This window comes from Citromicrobium bathyomarinum (assembly GCF_038594485.1).
Lineage (GTDB): Bacteria > Pseudomonadota > Alphaproteobacteria > Sphingomonadales > Sphingomonadaceae > Alteriqipengyuania > Alteriqipengyuania bathyomarina_A.
Genome location: NZ_JBCFZG010000004.1, coordinates 191,636 through 215,363, shown reverse-complemented (window position 1 = coordinate 215,363; position 23,728 = coordinate 191,636). Strand labels below are relative to the sequence as shown.

Genomic DNA, 23,728 nt, shown 5'->3' with positions numbered 1-23,728 from the left:
AGGCAAATCCAGCGGCGCATCAGCGCTCGCGACATTCGAGGGGGCGGAGCGATCCGCCCCCTTTTTTGTGCGCACTGGCCAGGGGTCCGATAATGATATATTCTCACACTCGCAGGTCGGATCACCGATCGCATTGTGGGAGAGTGAAAATGGCTTTCGCGAGTTCCGCCGAGACCGCTCCTCTGGGCGAAATGAACATGACCCCCCTCATCGACGTGCTGCTGGTGCTGCTGATCATGTTCGTGATCACCATTCCATTGTCGGCACACTCGATCGACATCGATGTCGGCTCGAACACCGAGAAGTTCGAGTTCGATCCCATCGTCAACAAGGTCGTCGTCACCGAAAGCGGCACCGTGCTGTGGAATGGGCAGCCTGCTTCGCAGAGTGAGTTGAAATCCAACCTGCTCCTCGCGAGCCGAATCGCGCCCGAACCTGAGTTGCAGTTCGAACCGGAGGGGAATGCGAGCTACGATCTGTCCGCGCATACGCTGCGTACGATCAAGGCTTCCCCCGTCACCAAATTCGGCTTCGTCGGCAACGATCAGTATCGGGAATTCGGCGCGAAATAAGCCGATGCTACGATGGCCGCATCCGGCTAGGCAGCGGCGATGACACTTATCGAAGCGTATCACCTCAAACACGCCATCCCCACCGTAGAGGATTACCTTAGCCTCCGGATGGTGGCCGGTCTGAGCCCGCATGATCGCGCCGCCGCCAAGGCAGGCCTTCCCAACAGCATCGTTTCGGTCATCGTCGAGTTCGAAAGCCAAACGGTGGCGATGGGCCGGATCGTCGGCGACGGCGGGCTGTTCTTCCAGGTCTGCGATATCGCCGTCCATCCCGCTCACCAGGGCAAGGGGCTGGGAAAGGCGATTATGCACGAACTGATGGATCGCCTGGCGCAAACGCTGGAGGCACCCGCCTACGTCAGCCTCATCGCGGATGGCGACGCGAACCATCTTTACGCCCGCTACGGCTTCGCATCCGTAGCTCCCATGTCGCAGGGAATGGCCCGCTGGCTGAAGCCTGCCGCCGGCTAGCCTTCGGTCGCGCCGGCTCGCATGGCTTCTGCCGCCAGACTGTCCGCCTCCAGCAGCAACTCGTCGTCGACCGATCCCTGCGGCAGGCTCTCTCGCCCGATCATCACCATAACCGGCACGGCGAGCGGGCTGACCCGGTCGAGCTCGACATGCACCAGATCGCCCTGCGCGCGATCGAGGAGATCGCCCAGCCGCCCGACATCGGTCATCCGCGTGCGCGCATCCGCCCACGCCGCCTCCAGCAACACGTGATCGGGCTCATACTTGCGCAGGACATCGTAGATGAGGTCGGTCGAGAAGGTCACCTGCTTGCCGGTCTTGCGCTTGCCCGGATGCTGCCGCTCCACCAACCCGCCGATGACCGCGACCTCGCGAAAGGATCGGCGCAGCAGGTGCGAATCCTGCACCCAATCGACAAACTCATGCGCCAGAATATCGGGCGACAGCAGCGGCGCAGGATCAACGACCGGCTTCAGCCCCCAAACCGCCAGCGAATAGTCGTTGGCAACAAATCCCCCCGGCATCAGCCCGCGATCTTCCATCCGCTTGGTAATCAGCATGCCAAGCGACTGGTTCGCGTTCCATCCAATGAAGGTGTAGTAGACGGTATATTCACGCCCCCCACGCGGGAAACTCTCGACCAGCAGATTGTTCGGGCCCGGCATTGCACTGCGCCAGTCCTGCATCTCCAGCCATTCGCGCACATCGTCCGGGAACCGGCCCCACCCTGCGCGGTCGACCAGCATCGCCCGGACGCGCTCGGCCAGATGCGTGGTCAAAGGCATGCGGGCACCGCCATAGCTCGGGATCATCGCCGACCTGGACGATGCGCGCACGATAATCTCCATATCCCGCAGCTGCTCGACTTCGAGAGAGGTGCCCGCGAAGGCGAACGTGTCGCCGGGCGAAAGCTGAGCCGCGAAGTTCTCCTCGACCCGCCCTAGCGAGCGGCCATTCCTGAAACGCACCTCCAGCATCTCGGCATCCATGATGATGCCGGCATTGAGCCGGTGGCGCGCCGCGTGTTGGGGGTGCGTGAGGCGCCACTCGCCGTTGCGATCGCGCACGATCCGCTGGAAGCGGTCGTAGGCCTTGAGTGCATACCCCCCGGTCGCCACGAAATTGAGGACACGGGCGAAGACTTCCGCATCCACCCAGGCATAGGGGAGCGAGCTGCGCACCTGCGCGAGCAGTTCGCCCTCCTCGAACGGTGCAGCGCAGACGCAGGCCATCACATGCTGGGCGAGCACATCGAGCCCGCCGGGGCGGAAATCCTCGCCATCGCGCTGCCCTTCGTCCACCGCATCCTTGGCCGCCTGCGCTTCGAGGAATTCGAACCTGTTGCCGGGGACGAGCAAGGCGCGGCTCGGCTGGTCGAGCCTGTGATTGGCCCGCCCGACGCGTTGCAGGAGCCGTGAGGAGCCCTTGGGGGCACCCATTTGCACCACGCAGTCGATATCCCCCCAATCGACTCCCAGATCGAGGCTGGCAGTGGCAACCAGCGCCCTCAGCTCACCTGCCGCCATCGCCGCTTCCACCTTCTCGCGCGCCTCGCGGCTAAGCGAGCCATGATGAATGCCGATCGGGAGTTTCTCCTCGTTCACATCCCACAGGTGCTGGAAGATATATTCGGCAAGGAAGCGGGTATTGGTGAATACCAGTGTCGTGCGGTTCTGCTTGATGACTTCGTAGAGCTGGGGGATCGCCCAGGTTGCCGCGTGGCCGCCCCACGGCACGCGGTTCTCATCGGGTAACAGTATCTCGACCTCCGGAGGCGCGCCCGGTTCGCCCTGGACGACCGCCACCCGGTCGATCTCTCCCCACGGCGCGAGCCATGCGCGAAAGCCTTCCTCGTTGGCTACCGTGGCGGACAGTGCCGCACGCTGCATGTCTGGGGCAATCGACTGCAGACGCGCGAGACATAGCGCCAGAAGATCTCCCCGCTTGCCCGTAGCGAAGGCGTGAATCTCGTCGATGACGATCCGTTTGACGCCCGCGAAAATCTCGAGACTTTCGGGGTAGGAAAGCAGGATTGAGAGGCTTTCTGGGGTAGTCAGCAGAACGTGTGGCGGCTTCTCGCGCTGGCGGCGCTTGCGATCGGAAGACGTATCGCCGCTGCGGGTTTCAACCCTGATCGGCAGACCCATCTCCTCGATCGGGGCAAGCAGGTTGCGCGCAACGTCCTGCGCCAGCGCCTTCAATGGAGAGACATAGATCGTGTGGAGGCCCTCGGGCGGGGTCTGATCGCCCAGGCGCGAAGGAGTGAACGCCGCCAGGGTAGGTAAAAACCCAGCCAACGTCTTGCCCGCACCCGTATCGGCGACCAGCAAGGCGTGCTCGCCCCGGTCGCTCGCTTCGAGCATGGCATGCTGATGGGCCCGGATGCGCCAGCCACGCCCCTCGAACCAGTCTTCGATTTCAGGCGGTGTGCCGCTGCCCGTCATGCCTTCATAATGCACGACGCGCGTTATGGAGCCTGATGGCTATTCGCCGCCGACATCCTCCATGGCCTCTGCAAAGGATTCGCCCTCATTGTCGTCGGATGAATCCATCGAACCGTCGGCTTCATCCTCGAGCGCGTCGGCCGCTGCGTCCAATTCTTCGTCGGACCAGTCGCTCATGTCGATGGTCATCGCCTCTTCTTCCATCGCTTCGGCCGCGGCCATGCTTTCCCGCAATGTCGACTGGTCTATTCCGAGCATCTCGGCCGCACGCCGCTGCTCCGACGGCGTCAGGTCGTCATAACGGCGGGGCTCGGGCAGCCCGTCCGCCGCATCTTCGAAGCTTTCCGTCAACATCGGCAGCTTCTCGATGAGGCTGGGGATGGTATCCATCATCCCCGAGATCACTTGCGGATCGGCGTTGAGAAGCAGGCTTTGCGAAGCAAATTTCGCGCCAACGGGTGTTGCAAAGAACGATTCCAGCTCTGCCAGTTCACTCGTCTCGAACTTGCTGGCATAGGCACGGGCCAGACCATCGCGCACGCCCGGCTCGAGCACCCCGAACACCATGTTGACCCCGCTGACGATGCCGTCGAACTTCGCCTGTTCGCGGCTCTGGTACACGGGATCGAATATATCGGTCAGCTCGGCGCGTTGCTCGTCGGTCAGCGCTTCAACCGTTTCCTGCGCAACGCCGGTATAGTTCGCAAGGTCCGAAGTGCTCATCCCGCCTTCGGTATTCGCCATCTTGAAGATCGGGGCGAGAAACGATTCGATCATCTGCCCCATCATCTCGCCATAGATACCTTCGGGCACCAGGCTCGCCGCGACCGAGTTCGCCAAGGGGAGCCGCGCTTCGGCCTCGGCGGTCAGCGGCTCGGCTTCGAACATGCTGGAGAGCATGGCGGTGACCATGGCCATGGCCATCGCATCGTCATCGCCGCCTGCCTCGTCCGAATCATCCTCGAACCACACCTGGTCCGTTTCGGCGGCATCGGCGTCCTCATGCGAATCGTCGATCCGTACGACCGAGACGACCACCGGCGGCACATCGCTTTCCTGCGCGATAACGGGCTGCACGCCGACTACAGCGAGCGATCCCAGTGCGGTCGAAACGATCAATTTCTTCATGACGGTCCCCCTCGTCGATTTCCCTGGGCTTTAATGCCCTGCTTGCGGCCCTCTTGCGAGTCCGGAAAGTGCCAGTTGCTCGTCGATCTGTTCCATCAGCCGTTCGAGCCCGGCTTCGCTCTCGCTCTCGGCCCGCGCGACGAGTACGTCCTGCGTGTTCGAGGCGCGCAACAGCCACCAGCCGTCATCTGTGGTCACGCGCACGCCGTCCGTTCCATCTACGTCCGCCGGACTGTCCTTCAGGCGCGCCTTCACCTCGTCGATGGCAGCAAATTTGCGCGATTCATCGACCTGGAAGCGCATTTCCGGCGTGTTGATCATCTCAGGCATGGCGTCGCGCAATTGCGTCACCGATTCGCCCAAACGCGCCGAAGCCGCGATCAGCCGGATGCCGGCATAAAGGGCGTCGTCGAAGCCATAATAGGTGTCGGCGAAGAAGACGTGTCCGCTCATCTCGCCCGCCAGCGGAGAACCGGTCTCTTTCATCTTGGACTTGATGAGCGAATGGCCGGTCTTCCACATCAGCGGCTTGCCGCCGTGCTTTTCGACATGGTCGAACAGCGCGCGGCTGGCCTTCACATCGGCAATGATCGTCGCCCCCTGTTGCCGCTGCAGCAGATCCTGCGCGTAGATCATCAGCAGCTGATCGCCCCAGATCACCCTGCCCGCGCCGTCGATCGCGCCGATCCGGTCGCCGTCGCCATCGAACGCGATGCCGAAATCGAGGCCCTTTTCGGCAACCAGTGCGCGCAGATCCTCGAGATTATCTTCGACGGTGGGATCGGGATGGTGATTGGGGAAGGTTCCGTCGACCTCCGTGAAAAGGACGTGATGCTCGCCGGGCAATTTGGCGACCAGTTTCTCCAGTGCGGGGCCTGCCGCGCCATTGCCCGCGTCCCAACCGACCTTGAGGCTCGCGAGGGCACTGCGGTCGATTCCGTCCAGCCCTTCGAGAAGACGTTCGATATAGCTGTCCATCACAGGCCGCTCGCTGACGGCGCCGGCTCCATCCTCCCAGTCGCCCGAAGCGGCGATTTCGCCGATCCGCTGGATGTCCTGCCCGAAGAAGGGGCGGCCCTGGAAGACCATCTTGAACCCGTTGTAATTGGGCGGATTGTGGCTGCCGGTGATCTGGATACCGCCATCGACCTGCGCGTCGGAAGCCTCGGCGTAATAGAGCATCGGCGTGGCACTGAGGCCGATTTGCACGACATCGCACCCGCTCGCCGTCAGCCCCTCGACCACCGCGTGTTCGAGCATGGGCGAGCTTTGCCGCCCGTCGTACCCCACCGCTACTTTCGAGCCACCGGCGCGCTTGAGCAGGGTGCCGAAGCTGCGACCGATCGCGCGTGCATCGTCTGCCTCCAGCGTTTCGCCAATGATGCCGCGAATGTCGTATTCGCGAAGGATCGACGGGTCGAAATTGTGGCTCATAAGGATTTCTCGCTTTCGGGAAGACTGGCAATCAACGCGTCACGCGCGGCATTGGCCTCATGCACCTGGGCGGAAGTCCCGCCCATGTCGGGATGCACCTGCCGCACGAGCCGCTTGTGCGCCTCGATGATCTGGGCGCGGTCGGCGTCGGCAGGCACGCCCAGCAGCTTTCGTGCACGAAACTCGGTCTGCGAACGGGTTGGCTTCGCGCTCAGATAATCCCATGGCCAGCGTCCGAATATCCAGCGGCACGCCAGGCACAGGACTGCCGCGATGACGATGAAGCGGATCATGCGGCCTTGAGCGCGCGGTCCGCACCATCGGGAACGGGCAGGCGCAGGTTCTGGACCAGCTGCCGCAGCTCCTGCCGCGCGACCAGATGACTGGTGCCAAGATCGCCAAGATATCCCTTGTCGAGCAGGGTGAGCCCCGAGGGGAAGAGTTCGCGGTAGATCACGCGCTCGGACAGGCCCGAGGATACGCGAAAGCCAACCCGTTTGCTCAGTTCGGACAAGGCACGCTCGATGCGGACCATGTTGCGCGCCTCGGTATGGCCGGTGCGGTTGCGCACGACGACCCAGTCCATCTGCGGGCGCTCCTGCTCGATCGCCGTCTTGCTGCGCGCGAGCCGGGCTTCCCAGATCAGCTCGGCGTAGAAACTGAGGCGGCGAACCTTGAAGCTTTCCGCGTCGACCTGCCCGATCAGGTCGAAGTCGACAAAGCTGTCGTTCAGCGGCGTTACCAGCGTGTCCGCCTCGCGGGCGACATGGCGCGCCAGCGGATCGTCGCGGCCCGGCGTGTCGAAGATCACGAAGTCGGCCTCTTTCGAAAGCTCCCGTGTCAGGGCTTCGAGGTCGGTCTCGTTTCCTTCGGAAAACACTGCCCGTGCCGCGGTGGGCAGTGCGATTTCGCGCCGCCTTGCCGTCTCTTCGCGGTTCTCCAGGTAGCGGTCCATCGTGCGCTGGCGATGGTCGAGGTCGATCGCGACCACGCGTGCGCCCTGATAGGCAAGCGCGACGGCAACGTGGACCGCCGTCGTCGACTTGCCGGTCCCGCCCTTCTCGTTGGCGAACACGATCCGGTGGGTGCGACGGCCTGACACGTGGAGCGATCCTTTGCTGATTGCGGAACGGAGCTTATTGCGAAACGGGTTCGGGCCCCGCTAGGCCGCTTGTGAATTCGTCTATCGGAGGGGTCCAACCCATGCAATCCGCCATGAAATCGATCCACCGTCTGGATCATTTGCGCGAGGAAATCGCGAAATTCCGCGCGGGACACCAGCGTATTGCGCTGGTCCCCACGATGGGTGCGCTGCACGAAGGCCATCTGACGCTGGTACGCGCTGCACGCGAGCGCGCGGACCGCGTCGCCGTTTCGATCTTCGTCAATCCAACGCAGTTCGGCCCCAATGAAGATCTCGCTGCGTACCCCCGTACGCTGGAGGCGGATTCGGAGCTGCTGCGGCAGGAGGGTGTCGACCTGCTGTGGGCACCGAACGTACCGGAGATGTATCCGGAAGGGTTCGCGACCAGTATCTCGGTCGAGGGTGTCAGCGCGGATTTCTGCGGGGCGAGCAGGCCGGGACACTTCGCCGGGGTGGCAACGGTGGTGTGCAAGCTGTTCCAGCAGGTGCAGCCCGATATCGCCCTTTTCGGCGAAAAGGACTGGCAACAATTGGCGGTCATCCGGCGTATGGCGCGCGATCTCGACCTGCTTTTGCCTTACGCCGACGCGATCATCGGCGTGCCGACCGTCCGCGAACCGGACGGACTCGCATTGTCGAGCCGCAATCGATACCTCGACACGGAACATCGCGCGAGGGCCGCGGTGCTGCCCAAGGCCATGCGCAGCGCAATCGAATCGATCGAGACCGGCGGTTCGATCCCCGATGCTCTCGCCCGGTTGGAAGCGACGCTTCGCGAAGGTGGATTTTCAAAGGTGGATTACGCGGCGCTCGCCGATGCAGCGACGCTCCAACGGGTCGATACGCTGAGCGATCGCCCCGCCCGCCTGCTCGTCGCTGCGCATATCGCGGGGACCCGCCTGATCGACAATATGCCGGTGAATGCACCGTCCTGATCCCGGCCAGGCAAGGCGGCGTCTCGGAAGAGCGCAATGGCGGGTCTGGAGGGAATGATTGGAGCGGGTAAGGGGAATCGAACCCCTCTAGCCAGCTTGGAAGGCTGGAGCATTACCACTATGCTATACCCGCTTCTCGGTCGCAGCCTTTGCCACCGGTTGGGCGCGCGCGTCAATCGCTCCCGTGATCGACTAAACCCGTACCGCGAAAATTCAGGTCAGCTTCCCGCAGCGGCCGATTTCGAACTGGCGGCGGGAGCCGGCGTCGTGGGCGGCCCGGTCGGTGTGGGTGTCGCCGTCGGCCCCGGATCGGGGATCGTCGCCCCCTTGGGCACGAGGATGGTCACATCCACGCGGCGATTGGCCGCACGTCCGCGCTCGTTGGGTTCGCCATTGGGCAGCAGATTGGGTTGCACCGGGTTTTGCGCACCGAAGGCGATGATCCGCACCTGTTCTTCTGGGAGTCCCTGCTCCTCGAGCCAGTCGGCCACGGCCTGCGCGCGCTCTTCCGAAACGCGCATGTTAACGCGATCGGGGCCGCCTGCGTCGCTGTGCCCGCGCAGGATGACCAGCTCGACCTGTTTCCACTGATCGGTGTCGAGCATCGCCTTCAGGTCGGCGATGGCCGCCTCGCTGAGGTCCGAACCGCCCTGGGAGAACGGGATCGTAGTCCTGAGCGGTTCCAGCGGGATGGGCGGCCGCTCGACGTCCATTTCGGGGCGGATGATAGAGGTTTGTTCGGGGGTCTCGGTCTCCATTGTGGCCGAGGACGTCGGGGCTGGCGTGGGGTCAGGTGCAGGCTCTTCCCGATCGCAGCCTGCCAACAGCGCTGCCAGCGCCAACACAATGATCATCGGGCCACGCATGGCCGCTCCTCCCTCGCTTGCTGTCTTCATGCCGGCTTCGCCTTCCCGGCATTTGCCTCTGCCTCGCGCCGAGCCGTCTCGGCCTCGGCTCTCTTAAGTTGTTGCGGTGAATAGGTAATGACGATGTCCCCCGGGCGCGGCTCGGGCTTGGCGGCGTGGGTGAAGAAACGCATCGCGCCATTCTCCCGCAGCAGCAGCAGCATCTGCGCCTTGTCGCCCAGCTTTTCCCGGGCATCGTCGATCGTGAATTCCTCGGTCAGCTTGGTTCGCCGGAAGGTCCAGCCTTCCTGCTGTCGTTCCTCCACCTCGGTGACGCCGAATCCGGAGGTGAACAGGGCACGTCCGCGCAAACTTTCGGGCAGCGCGCGGCGATCGTCGTCGGAGGCCTCGCCCAGCTGGTAGACGCTGTCGCGCCCGATCTCGTGCGCGAACTCGTTGCATACCAGCGCATTGTAGGCCTCGTTCTCGGTCGCGGCGACCAGCACCTGGTAGGGGTTGAGATCGAGGTTGTGTTCGGTCGCCTCGTTCAGAATCTCGCCATGATAGAACGGCAGGCCCTCGCGTCTCGCTGCAGCGAGGCGTTGCCAGCTGGAATCGACGATCATGACCGGAGTCTTGAGCTCGTGCATCTGCTTGGCCAGCGCGATCGTCCACGAGGTGCTGCCCGCGATGATCAGACCGGGCCGGGTGGCGCCTTTCACCTTCAGCAGCTTGGCGACCAGATCGACCGTGAAGCCATGGGCGACGATGGTGGCAACCACCACCGCGAAGCTGAGGCCGATCAGGACGTTACCATCGCCGTAGCCCAGTTCGTTCAGACGCAATGCGAACAGGCCGGAGATGGCGACCAGCACGATCCCGCGCGGGGCGATCCACGCCACGAACAGGCGCTCGTTCCAGGGAATGGGACTTCCGAGCAGGCTGATGAGCACGGTCGCCGGTCGGACGAGGAACAGCAGCGCCACCAGGAATGCGGCGAAGCGCCAGTTGAGGTATTGCAGGTCTTCCCAGTTGAGCGATGCCGACAGCACAATGAAGATGCCCGACACCAGCAGGACTGCAATGTTTTCCTTGAACGGATGAATGCTCCGCAGGCTGGAGACATCCATATTCGCAAGCGCGACGCCCATCACGGTGACAGCAACGAGACCGGCTTCATGCTCGATCATGTTGCTGACCACGAAGACCGCGATCACCATCGAGAAAAGGACCGGGACCTTGAGGTATTCCGGCACTGCGCCTCGCGGAAATAGGTAGGATATAAGCCAGGCCGCGCAGTAGCCGATCAGGCCCGAAAGCGCGGCCGCAAAGATCAGCGGCGGGACCACTTCGAACAGCGACGCCCCCGGGCTTTCGGAGATCCTGCGGAAATATTCGTAAGCGATCACGGCGCATAGTGCGCCGGTAGGATCGTTGACGATCGCCTCCCACTTCAGGATGGATGCGGGCCTCGTTTGCACAGACGACTGGCGGAGCAGCGGCAGCACCACGGTGGGCCCGGTCACCACCAGAATGCCGCCGAACAGGATCGCCACCGGCCAGACCAGACCAGCGATTCCATACCCTGCGAGCGAACCGAGCGCCCAGCCTACCGCAACCCCGATCGTCGCAAGCCGCCAGACCGCGCTTCCAGAGTGGCGCAATTCGCGAAAGTCGAGGCTGAGTCCCCCTTCGAACAGGATCAGCGCGACCCCGATCCCGATCATCGGCTCTAACAGCGAACCGAAGGTCTCCTCAGGACTGAAAAGATTGAGGATCGGCCCTGCTAGGAAGCCTGCGATCAGCATCAGCACGATAGCCGGCCAGCCGGTACGCCATGCGATCCACTGCGCGCCGATACCCAGCGCGCCGATCGCGGCGATAACCAGTGCTGGTGAGTCCATCGTCAAACCGTACCCCCTTAGACCCGCAACCAACGGCAGGTCGGGCGATTGTGTTCCTCGCCCCTCGGATTGGCAAGGTTACTCGCCTTCGAAGGCAAGCAGCGTGTGCACTTCGATGTTAGAATCCCGCAACCGCGCGGCTCCACCCAGATCGGGGAGGTCGACCACGAACAGCGCGGCGGCGACCTCCCCCCCCGCCTTGCGAACCAGTTCCGCCGCAGCGAGGGCCGTACCGCCTGTGGCAATCAGATCGTCGACCAGCGCCACCTTCGCCCCCTGAGCGATCGCATCGGGATCCACCTCGAGCCGGTCGGTCCCGTATTCCAGTTGATAATCGACGCCGATCGTTTCGACGGGCAGCTTCCCGGGCTTGCGGATCGGCACGAAGCCCATGCCCGCCTCGATCGCCACCGCAGCGCCGAAAATGAAGCCGCGTGCCTCCATCCCGGCGATGACTGTCGCGCCGGAGGCACGGGCATGTTCGGCCAATAGTGCAACGCTGCCATGCAGTGCTGCCGGATCGGCGAGCAAGGTGGTGATATCCCGAAACTGGATGCCGGGCTTGGGAAAGTCCGGCACGGTGCGAATGGTCGCGCGAAGCTGCTCGATATCGAGCAGCGCGCGACCTTTCACGGATGCATCCGTGGGGATCTGGTCAGGCCTTCTTCTTGGGCTTCACGCCCGCCCAGATCTGCTTCTTGGCGAAGTAGGCCAGCACGGTCGCGAACAGCAGGAAGACCAGCACGCCCCAGCCGGTCTGGCGCCGCTCGACCAGCTTGGGCTCGGCGGTCCAGGTCAGGAAGGCGGCGACGTCTTCGGCCATCTGCGGCACGGTCGCCTTGGTGCCGTCGTCGAAGGTCACCTGGCCTTCGGCCACCAGCGGCGGCGACATCGCGAGGTTGAGGTTCCCGAAATAGGGATTGAAGTACAGGCCATCGGGCGTGGTGAAGTCGGGGAACTCCTCCATCAGCCGCTTGCCGTCCTTCTCGAACGTCGCAGGATCGGTGAAGCCGGTCAGCAGCGAATAGACGTAGTCGCTGCCGTGGTGGCGCGCCTTGGTCATCAGCGAGAGATCGGGCGGGATCGCGTTGTTGTTCGCCGCCGCAGCAGCCACAGCATTGGGATAGGGCGAGGGGAAGTAGTCGGTCGGCTCACCCGGGCGCGTGGTCGCTTCGCCGGTGTTCGGATCGATCCCAGGCACCTGCTTCGTCGCTGCGAACGCCTTCACCTGTGCCTCGCTGTAGCCAAGCTCTTCGAGGTCGCGGAAGGCGACGAACTTGAGGCTGTGGCACGCCGAGCAGACTTCGCTGTAGACCTTCAGGCCGCGCTGCAGCTGGGCGATATCCCAATTGCCGGTCGGACCGTCGAAGCTGAAGCCGCCTTTCGGGCCGTGCGCTTCCAGATGGAACTCATGATCGGCCGAATGCTGCGGCTCTTCGGTGAGCGCGGTGTACGCGCCGTTGAAGAACGCGAGCAGGGCAACGCCTGCAAAGACGAGACCGGCAAGGGCGGCAATAATGCGGATCATCGGGTGTCCTTAACTTTCGTCCGTCGTCTCAAGGTAATCGGTTGCAGGGATCAGGTGGCGGGCTGGGTGTTTTCGCCCAGCACGGCCTTCTTGTCGGATCCCAGCACCGCCTCTGTAATCGAATAGGGCAGAGGCTTCGGCTTCTCGATCGAGGAGACGATCGGCAGAATCACGAGGAAATGCAGGAAGTAATACGCCGTCGCGATCTGGCTGATCATCACGTAGGGTTCTTCGGCCGGCGCACCACCGCAATAGAACAGCACCGCCATGTCGGCCACGAAGATCATGAAGAAGACCCGGAAGAGCGGACGGTAATGGCCGCTACGCACCGGCGAACGATCGAGCCACGGCAGCAAGAACCACAGCAGGATCGAGCTGAACATCGCGAGCACGCCCCACAGCTTCGCTTCGAGGATGAAGTCGAAGGTGAAGGCACGCAGGATCGCGTAGAACGGATAGAAATACCATTCCGGCACGATGTGCGCAGGCGTCGAAAGCGGGTTCGCCTCGATATAGTTGTCCGGGTGGCCGAGCATGTTCGGCAGGAAAAACACGACCACACAGTAGATGATCAGGAATACGCCCAGCCCGAAGCCGTCCTTCGCCGTGTAATACGGGTGGAATGGCACGGTGTCGCTTTCGCTCTTCACTTCGACCCCGGTCGGGTTGGACGAACCGGGAATGTGCAGCGCCCAGATGTGCAGGATCACGACGCCGGCGATCACGAAGGGCAGCAGGAAGTGCAGGCTGAAGAAACGGTTTAGCGAGGCATTGTCAGGCGCATAACCGCCCAGCAGCCATACCTGGATCGGCTCGCCGACCAGCGGAATCGCGCTGAACAGGCCGGTGATGACCTTGGCGCCCCAGAAGCTCATCTGACCCCACGGCAGAACGTAGCCCATGAAGGCGGTCGCCATGCACAACAGGAAGATGACCACGCCCAGCAGCCAGATCATCTCGCGCGGAGCCTTGTAAGACGAGTAGAAGAAGCCGCGGAAAATGTGCAGGTAGAGCACAAGGAAGAAGAAGCTCGCGCCGTTGGCGTGCATGTAGCGCAGCATCCAGCCCCAGTTCACGTCGCGCATGATGTGCTCGACCGTGCCGAAGGCGACCTGCGCGTTGGCGGCATAGTGCATCGCCAGCACCACGCCGGTGACGATCTGCAGCACCAGGCAGAAGCCGGCCAGCACACCGAAATTCCACATGTAGTTCAGGTTGCGCGGCACCGGATAGCCCGCGCCCACCGCGTTATAGACGAAGCGCGGCAGGGGCAGCTTTTCGTCGATCCACTTGGTGAACCCGCTCGCCGGGGTATATTCCTTGGCCCAGGGAAAACTCATCGCTCTCGTCTTTCTCTTGCCTTAGCCGACGGTAATCGTGGTGTCGGAGCTGAACACGTAATCCGGAACCACGAGGTTCTTGGGCGCCGGGCCCTTGCGGATACGCGCAGCAGTGTCGTAGCTCGAACCGTGGCAGGGGCAGAAATAACCGCCGAACTCGCCCTTGTTCTCGCCTTCGGCGGCGCCCAGCGGCACGCAGCCCAGGTGGGTGCACACGCCCATGGTCACCAGCATGTCCGTGTGACCTTCCTTGGTCCGGTCGGCCAGGGTTTCGGGATCGCGCAGCGCGGAAAGCGGCACCGCGTCCGCCTCGGAAATTTCCTTCGGCGTCAGGCGACGCACGAACAAAGGCTGCTTGCGGAACACCGCCTTGATTGCCTGCCCCGGCTCGATTGCGGAGACGTCGACTTCGGTCGTGCTCTCGGCAAGCACGTCTGCCGAAGGCGCCATCTGGCTGATCAGCGGATAGAGCACCGCCGCACCGCCGACTCCGGCTGCGCTCAGCGCTGCAATATTGATGAAATCGCGACGGCGCACGCCTTCGCTGTTTTCGCCGATCTCGTTGGGTTCCGCGGTTGCGGCACCGGTTGCGTCTGCCATCGTTCCTGCCTTGTCGCGTGCACAGCGGCGGATGCCGCGCTGCCCGTGTTGCTTTTTTCTCTGGGAATTCGGGCGATCCGCTCGGCCCCCGGGTGCCGGGGAGCGGGCCCCCTTTCCCATGTGCCGGGGCTGTTAGCGCGTAAGGTGCGGGCTGCCAATGGCCTTTTGTGCAAGACTTGTGGCGTGGTTGCGCAAGCGTCAGTCTAAGCCGATGAATGCACCCTGCCTACCGTAGGTCGCTTCGCCCCGGTGTGTTGCGCGGCGGAAAGAGTAAAACCGCACCGGATCGGCATAGGTATCGAGCGCGAGATTCTCGATCGTCGACACGCCAGCATTACGCAGCTGTCGGGTGACAAAAGCAGGTAGATCGAACTGATAATGGCCCGGCTTTCCCGAGGTGAAAAAGCGCACGTTGGCTGGATCATCGGCGCAGAATGCTTCGAAGAATGCCTCGCCAACCTCGTAACTGGGCTGAGCAATCGTCGGTCCGATCGCCGCAGCGATCCGTCCGCAATCGGCACCAAGAGCGACCATCGCGTCGATCGTGGTCGCGAGTACCCCGCCCTTCGCCCCGCGCCAGCCCGCGTGCGCCGCCGCGACCACGCCCGCCTGAGCGTCGGCAAGCAGGATCGGCGCGCAATCGGCGGTCACGACGCCGATCAGCAGACCGGGCGTCGCGGTCACAAAAGCATCGACATGGGGCCGGTCTTCGTCGGCCATCGGGGCTGTCACGATGGCGGCATCGGCGGAATGGACCTGATACGGCAAGACCAGCACCGCGCCCGGTGACAGCGCGGCAGTCACCCGCGCCCGGTTCTCCGCCACCGCCGCAGGATCGTCACCCGCGCCCTGCCCGATCTGCAACCCGGCAACTTCGCCGGTCGATACGCCGCCCTCCCGACCGAAGAAGCCGTGCGTCACGCCTTCGAGCGCGCTCGCCCTGATTGGGGTGGGCCGGTCCGCTGCGTCAGCCAAGGCTCGCCTCGACCTGCTCGGCGACGTCGCGCGAGAGCGTGCCCGCCGCCGCGATCCGTTCCAGCTCCGCGCGCATCATCGCCGACCGACCGGGCTCGACCCGCCGCCAGCGCCCGAGCGATGGCACAAACCGCGCCGCGAGTTGCGGATTGCGCATGTTCAGCTCCAGAATCAGGTCGGCAATCATCCGGTAGCCCGCGCCGCTTTCCTGGTGGAAGGCCACCGGATTGCCCGACATGGCACCGTAGAGCGAACGCACCCGGTTGGGGTTGGAGATGGTAAAGGCCTCGTGCCCGGCCAGCTTCCCGACCTCGTCCAGCACGTTGGGGCGCAGCGCCATGGCTTGCAGCGTGAACCACTTGTCCACCACCAGCGGGTTGTCCGCGAACCGGGCGTAGAAGTCGGCCAGAGCCTCTTCCCGCTCGGTCCCGTCGAGGCCTGCCAGCACGGCGAGCGCGCCCTGCCTTTCGGTCATCCCGGCGGCGGCGCGATATTGGGCGAGGCCCAGACGCGCGCCCTCCGCCTCGTCGGCGGCGGCAATATAGCCGAGCGCGAGCGAGCGCATCCGCCGCGCCTGCTTGCCCTGTGCGCCTTCTTCGCGCGCCAGATTGGTGAGCCGTTCATGATAATCGCGGAATTGCCCGGCGAACTCGTGCCCCAGCCACGCCCGCAGACCTTCGCGTTTCTCGACCATTGCGCCCGGATCGTAGATCTTCGAGCGTTCGCCGAGATAGGCGAAAGGCGGCAGGGTGAGCAGCTCGGCGCGCATTTCGTTATCGAGCGCATCGTCGGCCAGCACGGCTTGCGCCGCCGTGCCGATGGCCGCGCGCGCTTCGTCGTCGGCGTCACCCAGCAGGTAGCCGAGCAACAGCTCCTGCATTGCCTCGTGCCGGGCAAAGCTGTCGTCGTCGTGCGCGGCGAGGAAGACCAGATCCTCGCGCGAAATATCGCGGTCGAGCGCGATCGGCGCGGTGTAGCCGCGGTTGATCGAGAGAATCGGCGGCTTGGCGAAGCCTTCGAAGGTGAATTCCTGCTCGGCTTCGGTGAGCACGATCAGCTGTTCGCCCGCATGCTCGCCCTTCTCGCGGTCGAACAGCGCGATTCGCAGCGGGATCGGCACAGGGGCCTTGTCCGGCTGGCCGGGCGTCGGCGGCACCACCTGCTTCAGGACGAGCGTGACGGTGTCGCCATCGTGGCGCTGTTCGGCGGTCACCTGCGGCGTGCCCGCCTGTTCGTACCAGCGGCGGAACTGCGTGAGGTCCAGCCCTGCGCCATCCTCCATCGCCTTGACGAAATCCTCGCAGGTCGCGGCCTCGCCGTCGTGACGGTCGAAGTAGAGGTCGCTGCCTTTGCGGAATGCTTCGATGCCCGCCATGCTGCGCATCATGCGGATCACCTCGGCGCCCTTGTTATAAACGGTCGCGGTGTAGAAGTTGCTGATTTCCTTGTAACTATCGGGCCGGATCGGGTGTGCGAACGGCCCGCTGTCCTCGGGGAACTGGACACTGCGCAGCACCCGTACGTCACCGATCCGCTTGACCGCCGCGCCGTGCATATCCTCGCTGAACAGCTGGTCGCGCAGCACGGTGAAGCCTTCCTTCAGGCTCAGCTGGAACCAGTCGCGGCAGGTGATCCGGTTGCCCGACCAGTTGTGAAAGTACTCGTGCCCGATCACACCTTCGACCGCATCGAAATCGGCGTCGGTCGCGGTTTCCTGATCCGCCAGCACGTATTTCGTGTTGAAGATGTTGAGGCCCTTGTTCTCCATCGCGCCCATGTTGAAATCGCCCACGGCGACGATGTTGAACCGGTCGAGGTCGTATTCGCGCCCGAAGGTTTCCTCGTCCCAATTCATCGACCGCTTGATCGATTCCATCGCATGGCTTGTGCGCGGCAGATCCTCTTCGCGGACCCACACGCCCAGCGCGACCTCGCGCCCGCCCATGGTGGTGAAGCTGTCGGTCCGCGCGACCAGATCGCCTGCGACCAGCGCGAAGAGGTAGGACGGCTTGGGCCAGGGGTCGTGCCACTCGGCGAAATGACGGCCGCCATCGAGCAGCCCCTCCTCGACCGGATTGCCGTTGGAGAGCAGCACCGGGAATGCTTCGCGATCCGCCTCCATCCGCACGGTGTAGACCGACAGGACATCGGGCCGGTCGGGGAAGAAGGTGATCCGCCGGAACCCTTCCGCCTCGCACTGGGTGCACAGCATCCCATTGCTGGCATAGAGCCCCATCAGCTGCGTGTTCTCCGACGGCAGGATGCGGGTGACGATGGTCAGCGTGTGCTTGCCAGAACTCAGCGGGACGATCAGCGCCTCGCCATCGCGCCGCCAGTCGGTGCGCTCTTCGCCATCGACATGCACGCTTTCCAGAACCAGACCGTCGCCATCGAGCCGGATGTCCTCCGCCGCGTCGGCATCCAGATTGGGTTCGACCGTCAGCGTCGCCTCGACTCGCGTCGTCTCGAGGCCGAGATCGAAATCGAGCCGTATCGCCGGGACGCGCCACGGATAGGGCGCATAATCCGCGCGGCGGATCACCGCGGGTTCCTGCGGCTCGGGCGCTGCGTCGGGCAGTACGGGCGAGCCGGCAGGGGTATTGGCGCCGGATTGGGGATTGCTCAGCTGGTCCATCGGTCCTCGTTTCTGCGCGCCCTTTTGCTTGCGGCGGCTTTTGTGGCAGCACGTCACGCGATGCCAAAACTGTTCATCTTCGGCCTCGGCTATAGCGCCGGGCGAATCGCACGCGAGGTGCAATCACTCGGTTGGGAAGTGGTGGCGACCGGCAGCGAGGGCAAGCTGTCGTTCGACGACCGGGATGCCGTCGTGGCCGAGCTGGCGAGCGCGACCCATGTGCTCTCCTCGGTCCCGCCAGATCGCGAGAGCGGGCTCGACCCGGTGCTGAGCACCTACGGGCATGATTTCGCGCCCGCCTGGTACGGCTATCTCTCCTCGACCGGGGTCTACGGCGATGCTGGCGGCGCATGGGTCGACGAAAGCTCCCCCACCGGCACGGGCCGTCGCAGCGCGCGCTCCGATGCCGATAGACTATGGCTTGAACTGGGTGCGCGAATCTTTCGCCTGCCGGGTATTTACGGCCCGGGGCGCAGCATTTTCGAGCGTATCGAAGAGGGAAAGGCCAAGCGGATCGACCTGCCCGGTCAGGTTTTCAGCCGGATACATGTCGACGATATCGCAAGCGGCGTGGTCGCCGGGCTGACTGCCAGCGCACCACCGGGTGCGTATAATCTGGGCGACGACCTGCCAGCCAGCCAGAACGCGGTGGTCGAGGAAGCATGCGCTTTGCTGGGCGTCGCGCCGCCACCGCTGATCTCGCTGGAGGAAGCCGACCTCAGCCCGATGGCGCGCGGTTTCTATGCCGAAAACCGGCGAGTCGCGAACCTCAAGGCGAAGCGCGTTCTGCGCTGGCAGCCCCGCTATCCGACCTTTCGCGAGGGGCTGCGCAGCCTGCTCTAGTGGCGGAGCGAGCCCGACTGCTGCACCTGCACCGCCTTCTGTCGCCGCGCCTTTAGCGCCAGCAGCATGCCGATCACCGCCAGCACCATCCCGCTCGCGGTGAGCCACGTCCAGCGATAGTCCTCGAACAGCGTCGAGAGCAGCATCGCCACCGAAATCGTCAGGATCGAATTATACGCGGTGCGCCCCGCACCGATCTCTCGCACGAGGCCGTAGTGCAGCGGGAAGGTGACCACCGATCCGATCAGCGCGAGGTAGACGATCCCCGCCCAGTAGCCGGGATCGGCGGGCAACGGAGGGCGTCCGGCAGTGAGCAGTGCGAAGGCCCCATCGGCCAGCGTGCCGTAGAGCATTGCCCAGGCGAGCAGGCTGACCATCGGCACCGCGCGCCCGGTTGGGTTGGCCTGCACTACGTTGGCGAGCGAGGCGGCGAGGATGCCCGCCATCGCCAGCCCGATCCCCAGTACCACGTTGCCGCCGATCACCCCGGCATCGGGATTGGCCTGCCATTCGTGCACCAGCAGGAACGACACGCCGATGATGGCGATCCCGCTCCCGACGACGAATCCGCCCTTCACTGTCTCGCTCAGAAAAGCGCGTGCGAACAGTGCGTTGGGCACCATCAGCAGGCCGAACATCATCGCGACGATGCCCGAGGTGACGTAAAGCTCGGCGTGATAGACGAACAGGAAGTTGCCACTGAACTGGAAGATGCCCACCACCAGCGCCAGCAGGTGTTCGGGCCGCGTGAGCCGCAGCCGCCGCTTCATTAGCACCGCCACCAGGAACAGCGCCGGGGTCGCCAGCGCGAAGCGGTAGAACACCGACCATGCGGCGGGCACGTCGGCGATCTGCCCGGTAATGACAAGCCAGGTCGATCCCCAGATCGTGCCGGTGATGACGAACGGCAGGATCACCCGCGCCCGCAGCATCCCGCTCTCGGTCGCGCTCATAGGTCGGCGATTCGCTCGCCGAGCATGCGCGCTTCGGCCAGATCGCTATCCCACGCAGCGACGAAGCGGGCTGCGTCCGCGCCCCAGTCGTAAAACTGGAATCCCTGTTCGCGCAGCGTTTCGCGCTCCTGCGGGGTAAGGCGAATGAACACCTCGTTCGCCTCGACCGGGTGCATCAGCCTGCCCGCGCCGGATTGCGCAATCGCCCGCGCAGCGGCGTTGGCGGCGCGCGCGTTGTCGAGCCAAAGATCGTCCTCGATCATCGCCAGCAGCTGCGCCGCGAGGTATCGGCCCTTCGATTGCAGGTGTCCCGCCCGCTTGCGGCGATAGCGGACCACATCGGCCAGCGCGGGATCGAAGAAGACCATCGCCTCCGCGCTCATCCCGCCATTCTTGACGCATCCGAAGCTGAGCGCGTCGACATCGCCAGCCGCCTGTGCGGCGGATACGCCCAGAAACGCCGCCGCATTGGCAAAGCGCGCGCCGTCCATATGCAGGCCGAGACCCCGCTCGCGCGCAAGTGCAGAGATCGCGGCGACCTCTTCTGCCTGATAGACGCGTCCATATTCGCTCGCCTGTGTGATCGAGATCGCGTGCGGCTGTACCTGGTGCACATCGTCGCGGATCGGATCGATCACCGCACGAATCGCTTCCGGAGTCAGCTTGGCACCTTCGCCATCGGCCAGCATCAGCTTGGCGCCGTGCAGATAAAAGCCGGGCGCCCCGCCCTCGTCCATTTCGATATGCGCTTCGCGGTGGCAGACCACTCCGCCATGAGGGGGGACCATTGCACTGAGGGCAAGACAGTTCGCAGCAGTGCCGGTGGCGACCCAGAGCACCGCAACTTCGCGTCCGAAGAGCTCCGAGAACCGATCGTCCAGCTGTTGCGAGAGCACATCGCCATCATACGGGGAATCCGGACCATCTGCGGCACGCATTGCCTTCCAAACTTTCGGATGCACGCTGGCGGCATTGTCGGAGAGAAATCGCATTGGAACGCCCCTACGCTGCCCGACGTTCGATGCAAGCAGATCGAAAGGGACCGAGAGACCATGACCCTCACCAGCATCACCCACCACGTCGCCGGCCAAGGCGGCAAGTACGTCGCGCATGTCGAGGGCGAAGAGGCACAAGGCACGCTCGAATGGGAGCCGGGCGAAGAACGCGACGGGAAGGATGTCCGGGTCGCGACGCACACCATCGTGCCAAAGCCCATCGAGGGGCGCGGTGTCGCAGGCGAATTGGTCAAGCGCCTGATCGCCGATGCGCGCGAGCAGGATTTCCTGATCGACCCCCAATGTTCCTACGTCGAGGCGCAGTTCAAGCGGCACTCCGACTGGAGCGACCTGCGCGCCTGAGGTGGCGTTACTTCACAAGCCGGGAGAAATCGGTCCGGACCATGCTGGCTAGCAGGGCTTCACGCAGCTGCTCCGCCTCGGCGCGCGGCAGCCCGCCCATGGCGAAGTGCCCGCCCGCAAGCCCCAGATGAAGTGTAACGTAGCCGAAGAGCCGCCCCAGGGGACCGCGAGCGATGGTCACCGATTGCAGCTTCACCCGGTCGCCGATTTTGTAGCCGGGGGCGAGCCAACCAGTGCGCTTGTAGATGTGGCTCGGCGAAAGCGCATGCCGCTCCAACCGCCACAGAAACAGCTGCCGGATCGCCGCAAATGCCGAAAGTCCGGCGAGGACCAGCGCGGCAACCCACAGCCAGCTGTAGCGTTGATCTTGCAAATAGAGCGCCAGCACGGCGGCCCCCACGGCTAGCGCGGCGTAGCCCACCACTGCGAACAGGGCCGACACGACGCGAAAGCTCGCAGCAGTCCGGTGCCATTCGAGCCCGCGAGGGGGCAGCGGAAAACCCGATACCTTGAGGATCGGCGTCAATTCCTCCGCCTTGGCGAAGGGCGCAACGACATGGCTCGAATCGCCCGAATCCTGCGCCAGGCTAACTAGTTTCAGGCTCTTCCAACCGAACCTGTGGCGCACCACGCCCGTCGCTATCTGTACCGCCTGCACCCGGTGTACCGGCATGACCACGTCGGTGCGAGTGAACATGCCGCGCCGCCGCCGAAAGCCTTTCGATGTCCGCTCCAGCCGGAAATCCCAGTCGCGCATGAATGTGCGCACGATCCCGCTCAACATGCCGACCACCAGGAGCGAGACGACCGCTGCGACAGCACCGATTACCTGACCCAGCAGCCCGAGATGCGCGATCTGTTCGCCCGGTCCGGCCAGCAGACCCTGCCAGGTTTTGACATCCCAGATGTCGAACGGCAGCAGGAAGTCGAATTGCTGCGCAGCCGCGCCTAGGAAGGCGACCAGCGCCAGCGAGAATTCGAACAGCCCGAACACGAACAAGCGCTTCGGCCCCATCGCGAACAGGACCGGGACGGCCTCCTCCTCGCGCGCCGCGATCGCCTCTTCGGCAGCTTGCGCCGGCGCAGACGTGGCTGGCGAATCCAGCTCGTCGCGCATCTCGCGAACCAGCTCGCGCAGCCGTGCGCCTTCTTCATTGCTGAGATAGGCGAGCTTGATCTCGTCCGATCCCCCTGCTCCCGTCTCAAACTTGACCTCGGTCAGGCCGAACAGCCGGGGGATGAAGCCCTGTTCCAGACTGACGTCCTGGATACGGTCGTACGGAACGGAGCGCGCGGCGCGCGACAGCACTCCCGTTTCCAGCCGGATATCGCTTTCCCCGACGCGATAGGTCTGTCGCCACCAGCGCAGGAAGGTGAAGAGCATGTTGATGGCCAGAATTGCCACAACGATGCCGAATATCATCAGGGGCCCGAAGACCCCGTCGCTCCGCATCGCGATACCGACCGCCACCAGCGGGAGAATAGAGCGCGGGACGACCTGCAACGCCTGCACCACGAAAGTGCGCGGGTCCGTCCGCTTGGGGAGCGCGTCATCGGCCTCGGCCATGGCGACCGGATCGCCTGCCGCCGGTTCGGGTTGCCTGAGCGGCGCGTTGCCCGGATTCTCGGTCACAGCGATTCGCGCTTGATGTGTGCACGGATCGTCTCGCGCATGGCCAGCGCGTCTTCATGCGACAGGCCGGACAGCGTCACCACATCGCCATGCGAGCCCGCTGTGTAGAGCTGCAAGGTGGCGAGGCCGTAATAGCGTTCGATCGGGCCGCGATCGACGTCGATATGCTGGACGCGCCCGAATGGTACCACGGTGTCGGTATGAAACATGATTCCGCGCACCACGCGCAGGCGATCCTCGCTCAGGGCATAGCCACGCGCGGCGTAGCGCCGGTGCGGCAGGAAGATGACCAGACCCGCAAGGATGAGGGCAATGGGCCCAGCGATGACGAAGTTCGGAAACGGTGTGAGGTATTCGGCCACCAGCGCTCCGATCAGGATCGGGGTCGCCACAAGCAGCGCCTGCACGCGCATCGCCTTGGGATAATTGGGATGGCCCTGCCGCAGCGGTTGCCCGTCGACATCCCCGAAACTGTCCAGTCGCGGATTGATCCCGTTGCCCATACCCGTTTGCTGCCCCCGTTCGTCCATGGCGCGAGAATGGCCAAGCACCTTGCATGCGGCAAGAGCTTTCCGGCCAGCCGCAATGGCAGGTCGATCAAGGATGGCGGGTAGAGAAAATGTGGTGCTGCTGGGGAGGATTGAACTCCCGGCCTCACCCTTACCAAGGGTGCGCTCTACCACTGAGCTACAGCAGCATAGGGGACTCGCGGCGGACCGAGCCCGCCACAGGCCGCGCGCTATTGTCGCGTGGCGCGCGCAAGTCAAGCAAAGCTTGCGTATGGCACGCGCAGATAGCATTCGGGACACACGATGAACAAGCAGTCACCCGCCGATCCCAGGCCCGACAGCAAGGAGGCACGGCTGGCCGCGCAGCTTCGTGCGAACCTCAGGCGGCGCAAGGCGCATGCCCAGAAAAAGCCCGAAGCCGCCGCTTTGCAGGCGCCCGATCTTCCCAAAGATGGCGAGGCCCGCTAACGGCTCGCA

Annotated in this window: 23 protein-coding genes and 2 tRNA genes; 6 read left to right on the top strand and 19 right to left on the bottom strand. The window is 64.2% G+C overall.

Going from position 1 to position 23,728, the window contains the following annotated elements; translation table 11 throughout:
• The first annotated feature begins 149 nt into the window (after window positions 1–149).
• Together AAG591_RS06645 and AAG591_RS06640 are read left to right on the top strand one after the other, a co-directional pair.
• On the top strand, window positions 150–572 hold the full coding sequence (locus AAG591_RS06645) for an ExbD/TolR family protein (protein WP_342530281.1): 423 nt from the start codon (window positions 150–152) through the stop codon (window positions 570–572).
• A 39-nt stretch (window positions 573–611) separates the two neighbouring features.
• On the top strand, window positions 612–1,043 hold the full coding sequence (locus AAG591_RS06640) for a GNAT family N-acetyltransferase (RefSeq protein ID WP_342530279.1): 432 nt from the start codon (window positions 612–614) through the stop codon (window positions 1,041–1,043).
• Here the strand turns inward: AAG591_RS06640 and AAG591_RS06635 are convergent.
• From AAG591_RS06635 to AAG591_RS06615, 5 genes are read right to left on the bottom strand one after another with little or no spacing between them, the layout of a single operon-like run.
• Window positions 1,040–3,487, bottom strand: coding sequence for a ligase-associated DNA damage response DEXH box helicase (locus AAG591_RS06635; RefSeq protein ID WP_342530278.1), 2,448 nt, complete (start codon window positions 3,485–3,487; stop codon window positions 1,040–1,042). The two genes, AAG591_RS06640 and AAG591_RS06635, sit on opposite strands and share 4 nt — an antisense overlap.
• 39 nt (window positions 3,488–3,526) lie before the next feature.
• Complete coding sequence (locus AAG591_RS06630) at window positions 3,527–4,615, bottom strand: DUF2059 domain-containing protein (protein ID WP_342530276.1); 1,089 nt, start codon at window positions 4,613–4,615, stop codon at window positions 3,527–3,529.
• Between the two features lie 30 nt (window positions 4,616–4,645).
• Window positions 4,646–6,049 carry a phosphoglucomutase/phosphomannomutase PgmG gene (pgmG, locus tag AAG591_RS06625; RefSeq protein WP_342530275.1) on the bottom strand — a complete coding sequence of 468 codons (1,404 nt, stop codon included), beginning with the start codon at window positions 6,047–6,049 and terminating at the stop codon, window positions 4,646–4,648.
• Window positions 6,046–6,342, bottom strand: coding sequence for a J domain-containing protein (locus AAG591_RS06620; RefSeq protein WP_342530273.1), 297 nt, complete (start codon window positions 6,340–6,342; stop codon window positions 6,046–6,048). Before AAG591_RS06620 ends, pgmG begins: the two co-directional genes overlap by 4 nt.
• Window positions 6,339–7,151 (bottom strand): division plane positioning ATPase MipZ, encoded by an 813-nt coding sequence (locus tag AAG591_RS06615; protein WP_342530271.1) that lies wholly within the window; start codon window positions 7,149–7,151, stop codon window positions 6,339–6,341. Before AAG591_RS06615 ends, AAG591_RS06620 begins: the two co-directional genes overlap by 4 nt.
• A 113-nt stretch (window positions 7,152–7,264) precedes the next feature.
• Between AAG591_RS06615 and panC the strand changes: the two genes are divergently transcribed.
• Window positions 7,265–8,128, top strand: coding sequence for a pantoate--beta-alanine ligase (panC, locus tag AAG591_RS06610; protein ID WP_342530270.1), 864 nt, complete (start codon window positions 7,265–7,267; stop codon window positions 8,126–8,128).
• A 59-nt stretch (window positions 8,129–8,187) separates the two neighbouring features.
• On the opposite strand, the gene AAG591_RS06605 is transcribed toward panC, so the two are convergent.
• The 9 genes from AAG591_RS06605 to pepN form a co-directional block, all read right to left on the bottom strand.
• Window positions 8,188–8,261 (bottom strand) — tRNA-Gly (locus tag AAG591_RS06605).
• A gap of 85 nt (window positions 8,262–8,346) precedes the next feature.
• Complete coding sequence (locus tag AAG591_RS06600; RefSeq protein ID WP_342530269.1) at window positions 8,347–9,024, bottom strand: OmpA family protein; 678 nt, start codon at window positions 9,022–9,024, stop codon at window positions 8,347–8,349.
• Window positions 9,021–10,877, bottom strand: a complete 1,857-nt coding sequence (locus AAG591_RS06595) for a cation:proton antiporter (protein ID WP_342530268.1) — start codon at window positions 10,875–10,877, stop codon at window positions 9,021–9,023. Before AAG591_RS06595 ends, AAG591_RS06600 begins: the two co-directional genes overlap by 4 nt.
• 78 nt (window positions 10,878–10,955) lie before the next feature.
• Window positions 10,956–11,510, bottom strand: coding sequence for an adenine phosphoribosyltransferase (locus tag AAG591_RS06590; protein WP_342530267.1), 555 nt, complete (start codon window positions 11,508–11,510; stop codon window positions 10,956–10,958).
• A gap of 22 nt (window positions 11,511–11,532) precedes the next feature.
• Window positions 11,533–12,405 carry a cytochrome c1 gene (locus AAG591_RS06585; RefSeq protein WP_342530266.1) on the bottom strand — a complete coding sequence of 291 codons (873 nt, stop codon included), beginning with the start codon at window positions 12,403–12,405 and terminating at the stop codon, window positions 11,533–11,535.
• A 50-nt stretch (window positions 12,406–12,455) separates the two neighbouring features.
• Window positions 12,456–13,745, bottom strand: a complete 1,290-nt coding sequence (locus AAG591_RS06580; RefSeq protein WP_342530265.1) for a cytochrome b — start codon at window positions 13,743–13,745, stop codon at window positions 12,456–12,458.
• 21 nt (window positions 13,746–13,766) lie between these two features.
• Entirely contained in the window at window positions 13,767–14,345 is a 579-nt protein-coding gene (gene petA / locus AAG591_RS06575; protein WP_342530264.1) for a ubiquinol-cytochrome c reductase iron-sulfur subunit, read from the bottom strand.
• Window positions 14,346–14,543: 198 nt separating this feature from the next.
• Window positions 14,544–15,320 carry a peptidoglycan editing factor PgeF gene (pgeF, locus tag AAG591_RS06570; protein ID WP_342530262.1) on the bottom strand — a complete coding sequence of 259 codons (777 nt, stop codon included), beginning with the start codon at window positions 15,318–15,320 and terminating at the stop codon, window positions 14,544–14,546.
• A complete protein-coding gene (pepN, locus tag AAG591_RS06565; protein ID WP_342530261.1) occupies window positions 15,313–17,955 on the bottom strand; it encodes an aminopeptidase N in 2,643 nt (880 codons plus the stop codon). Before pepN ends, pgeF begins: the two co-directional genes overlap by 8 nt.
• Before the next feature lie 60 nt (window positions 17,956–18,015).
• Here pepN and AAG591_RS06560 point away from each other — a divergent pair, with 60 nt between their 5' ends.
• On the top strand, window positions 18,016–18,798 hold the full coding sequence (locus AAG591_RS06560; RefSeq protein WP_342531223.1) for a Rossmann-fold NAD(P)-binding domain-containing protein: 783 nt from the start codon (window positions 18,016–18,018) through the stop codon (window positions 18,796–18,798).
• Here AAG591_RS06560 and AAG591_RS06555 read toward each other — a convergent pair.
• A complete protein-coding gene (locus AAG591_RS06555; protein WP_342530259.1) occupies window positions 18,795–19,751 on the bottom strand; it encodes a DMT family transporter in 957 nt (318 codons plus the stop codon). The two genes, AAG591_RS06560 and AAG591_RS06555, sit on opposite strands and share 4 nt — an antisense overlap.
• Window positions 19,748–20,743, bottom strand: coding sequence for a threonine aldolase family protein (locus AAG591_RS06550; protein WP_342530258.1), 996 nt, complete (start codon window positions 20,741–20,743; stop codon window positions 19,748–19,750). The genes AAG591_RS06555 and AAG591_RS06550 overlap by 4 nt, the downstream gene beginning before the upstream one ends.
• 60 nt (window positions 20,744–20,803) lie before the next feature.
• On the opposite strand from AAG591_RS06550, the gene AAG591_RS06545 reads away from it, so the two are divergent.
• Window positions 20,804–21,109, top strand: coding sequence for a GNAT family N-acetyltransferase (locus AAG591_RS06545; RefSeq protein WP_342530257.1), 306 nt, complete (start codon window positions 20,804–20,806; stop codon window positions 21,107–21,109).
• Window positions 21,110–21,116: 7 nt separating this feature from the next.
• On the opposite strand, the gene AAG591_RS06540 is transcribed toward AAG591_RS06545, so the two are convergent.
• The 3 genes from AAG591_RS06540 to AAG591_RS06530 form a co-directional block, all read right to left on the bottom strand.
• The gene (locus AAG591_RS06540; protein ID WP_342530256.1) at window positions 21,117–22,742 is read right to left on the bottom strand and encodes a PH domain-containing protein; all 1,626 of its coding nucleotides are present in this window, start codon (window positions 22,740–22,742) and stop codon (window positions 21,117–21,119) included.
• Window positions 22,739–23,272, bottom strand: a complete 534-nt coding sequence (locus tag AAG591_RS06535) for a PH domain-containing protein (RefSeq protein WP_342530255.1) — start codon at window positions 23,270–23,272, stop codon at window positions 22,739–22,741. Before AAG591_RS06535 ends, AAG591_RS06540 begins: the two co-directional genes overlap by 4 nt.
• 92 nt (window positions 23,273–23,364) lie before the next feature.
• A tRNA-Thr gene (locus AAG591_RS06530) sits at window positions 23,365–23,439 on the bottom strand.
• Window positions 23,440–23,554: 115 nt separating this feature from the next.
• Between AAG591_RS06530 and AAG591_RS06525 the strand changes: the two genes are divergently transcribed.
• Window positions 23,555–23,719: a hypothetical protein gene (locus AAG591_RS06525; RefSeq protein ID WP_342530254.1), complete on the top strand. Its 165-nt coding sequence runs from the start codon at window positions 23,555–23,557 to the stop codon at window positions 23,717–23,719.
• Window positions 23,720–23,728 lie beyond the last annotated feature (9 nt).

Coding starts and splice junctions, on each gene's coding strand:
- AAG591_RS06645 (WP_342530281.1), top strand. CDS start 150: ATGGCTTTCGCGAGTTCCGCCGAGACCGCTCCTCTGGGCGAAATGAAC.
- AAG591_RS06640 (WP_342530279.1), top strand. CDS start 612: ATGACACTTATCGAAGCGTATCACCTCAAACACGCCATCCCCACCGTA.
- AAG591_RS06635 (WP_342530278.1), bottom strand. CDS start 3,487: ATGACGGGCAGCGGCACACCGCCTGAAATCGAAGACTGGTTCGAGGGG.
- AAG591_RS06630 (WP_342530276.1), bottom strand. CDS start 4,615: ATGAAGAAATTGATCGTTTCGACCGCACTGGGATCGCTCGCTGTAGTC.
- pgmG (WP_342530275.1), bottom strand. CDS start 6,049: ATGAGCCACAATTTCGACCCGTCGATCCTTCGCGAATACGACATTCGC.
- AAG591_RS06620 (WP_342530273.1), bottom strand. CDS start 6,342: ATGATCCGCTTCATCGTCATCGCGGCAGTCCTGTGCCTGGCGTGCCGC.
- panC (WP_342530270.1), top strand. CDS start 7,265: ATGAAATCGATCCACCGTCTGGATCATTTGCGCGAGGAAATCGCGAAA.
- AAG591_RS06600 (WP_342530269.1), bottom strand. CDS start 9,024: ATGAAGACAGCAAGCGAGGGAGGAGCGGCCATGCGTGGCCCGATGATC.
- AAG591_RS06595 (WP_342530268.1), bottom strand. CDS start 10,877: ATGGACTCACCAGCACTGGTTATCGCCGCGATCGGCGCGCTGGGTATC.
- AAG591_RS06585 (WP_342530266.1), bottom strand. CDS start 12,405: ATGATCCGCATTATTGCCGCCCTTGCCGGTCTCGTCTTTGCAGGCGTT.
- AAG591_RS06580 (WP_342530265.1), bottom strand. CDS start 13,745: ATGAGTTTTCCCTGGGCCAAGGAATATACCCCGGCGAGCGGGTTCACC.
- petA (WP_342530264.1), bottom strand. CDS start 14,345: ATGGCAGACGCAACCGGTGCCGCAACCGCGGAACCCAACGAGATCGGC.
- pepN (WP_342530261.1), bottom strand. CDS start 17,955: ATGGACCAGCTGAGCAATCCCCAATCCGGCGCCAATACCCCTGCCGGC.
- AAG591_RS06560 (WP_342531223.1), top strand. CDS start 18,016: ATGCCAAAACTGTTCATCTTCGGCCTCGGCTATAGCGCCGGGCGAATC.
- AAG591_RS06555 (WP_342530259.1), bottom strand. CDS start 19,751: ATGAGCGCGACCGAGAGCGGGATGCTGCGGGCGCGGGTGATCCTGCCG.
- AAG591_RS06550 (WP_342530258.1), bottom strand. CDS start 20,743: ATGCGATTTCTCTCCGACAATGCCGCCAGCGTGCATCCGAAAGTTTGG.
- AAG591_RS06545 (WP_342530257.1), top strand. CDS start 20,804: ATGACCCTCACCAGCATCACCCACCACGTCGCCGGCCAAGGCGGCAAG.
- AAG591_RS06535 (WP_342530255.1), bottom strand. CDS start 23,272: ATGGACGAACGGGGGCAGCAAACGGGTATGGGCAACGGGATCAATCCG.
- AAG591_RS06525 (WP_342530254.1), top strand. CDS start 23,555: ATGAACAAGCAGTCACCCGCCGATCCCAGGCCCGACAGCAAGGAGGCA.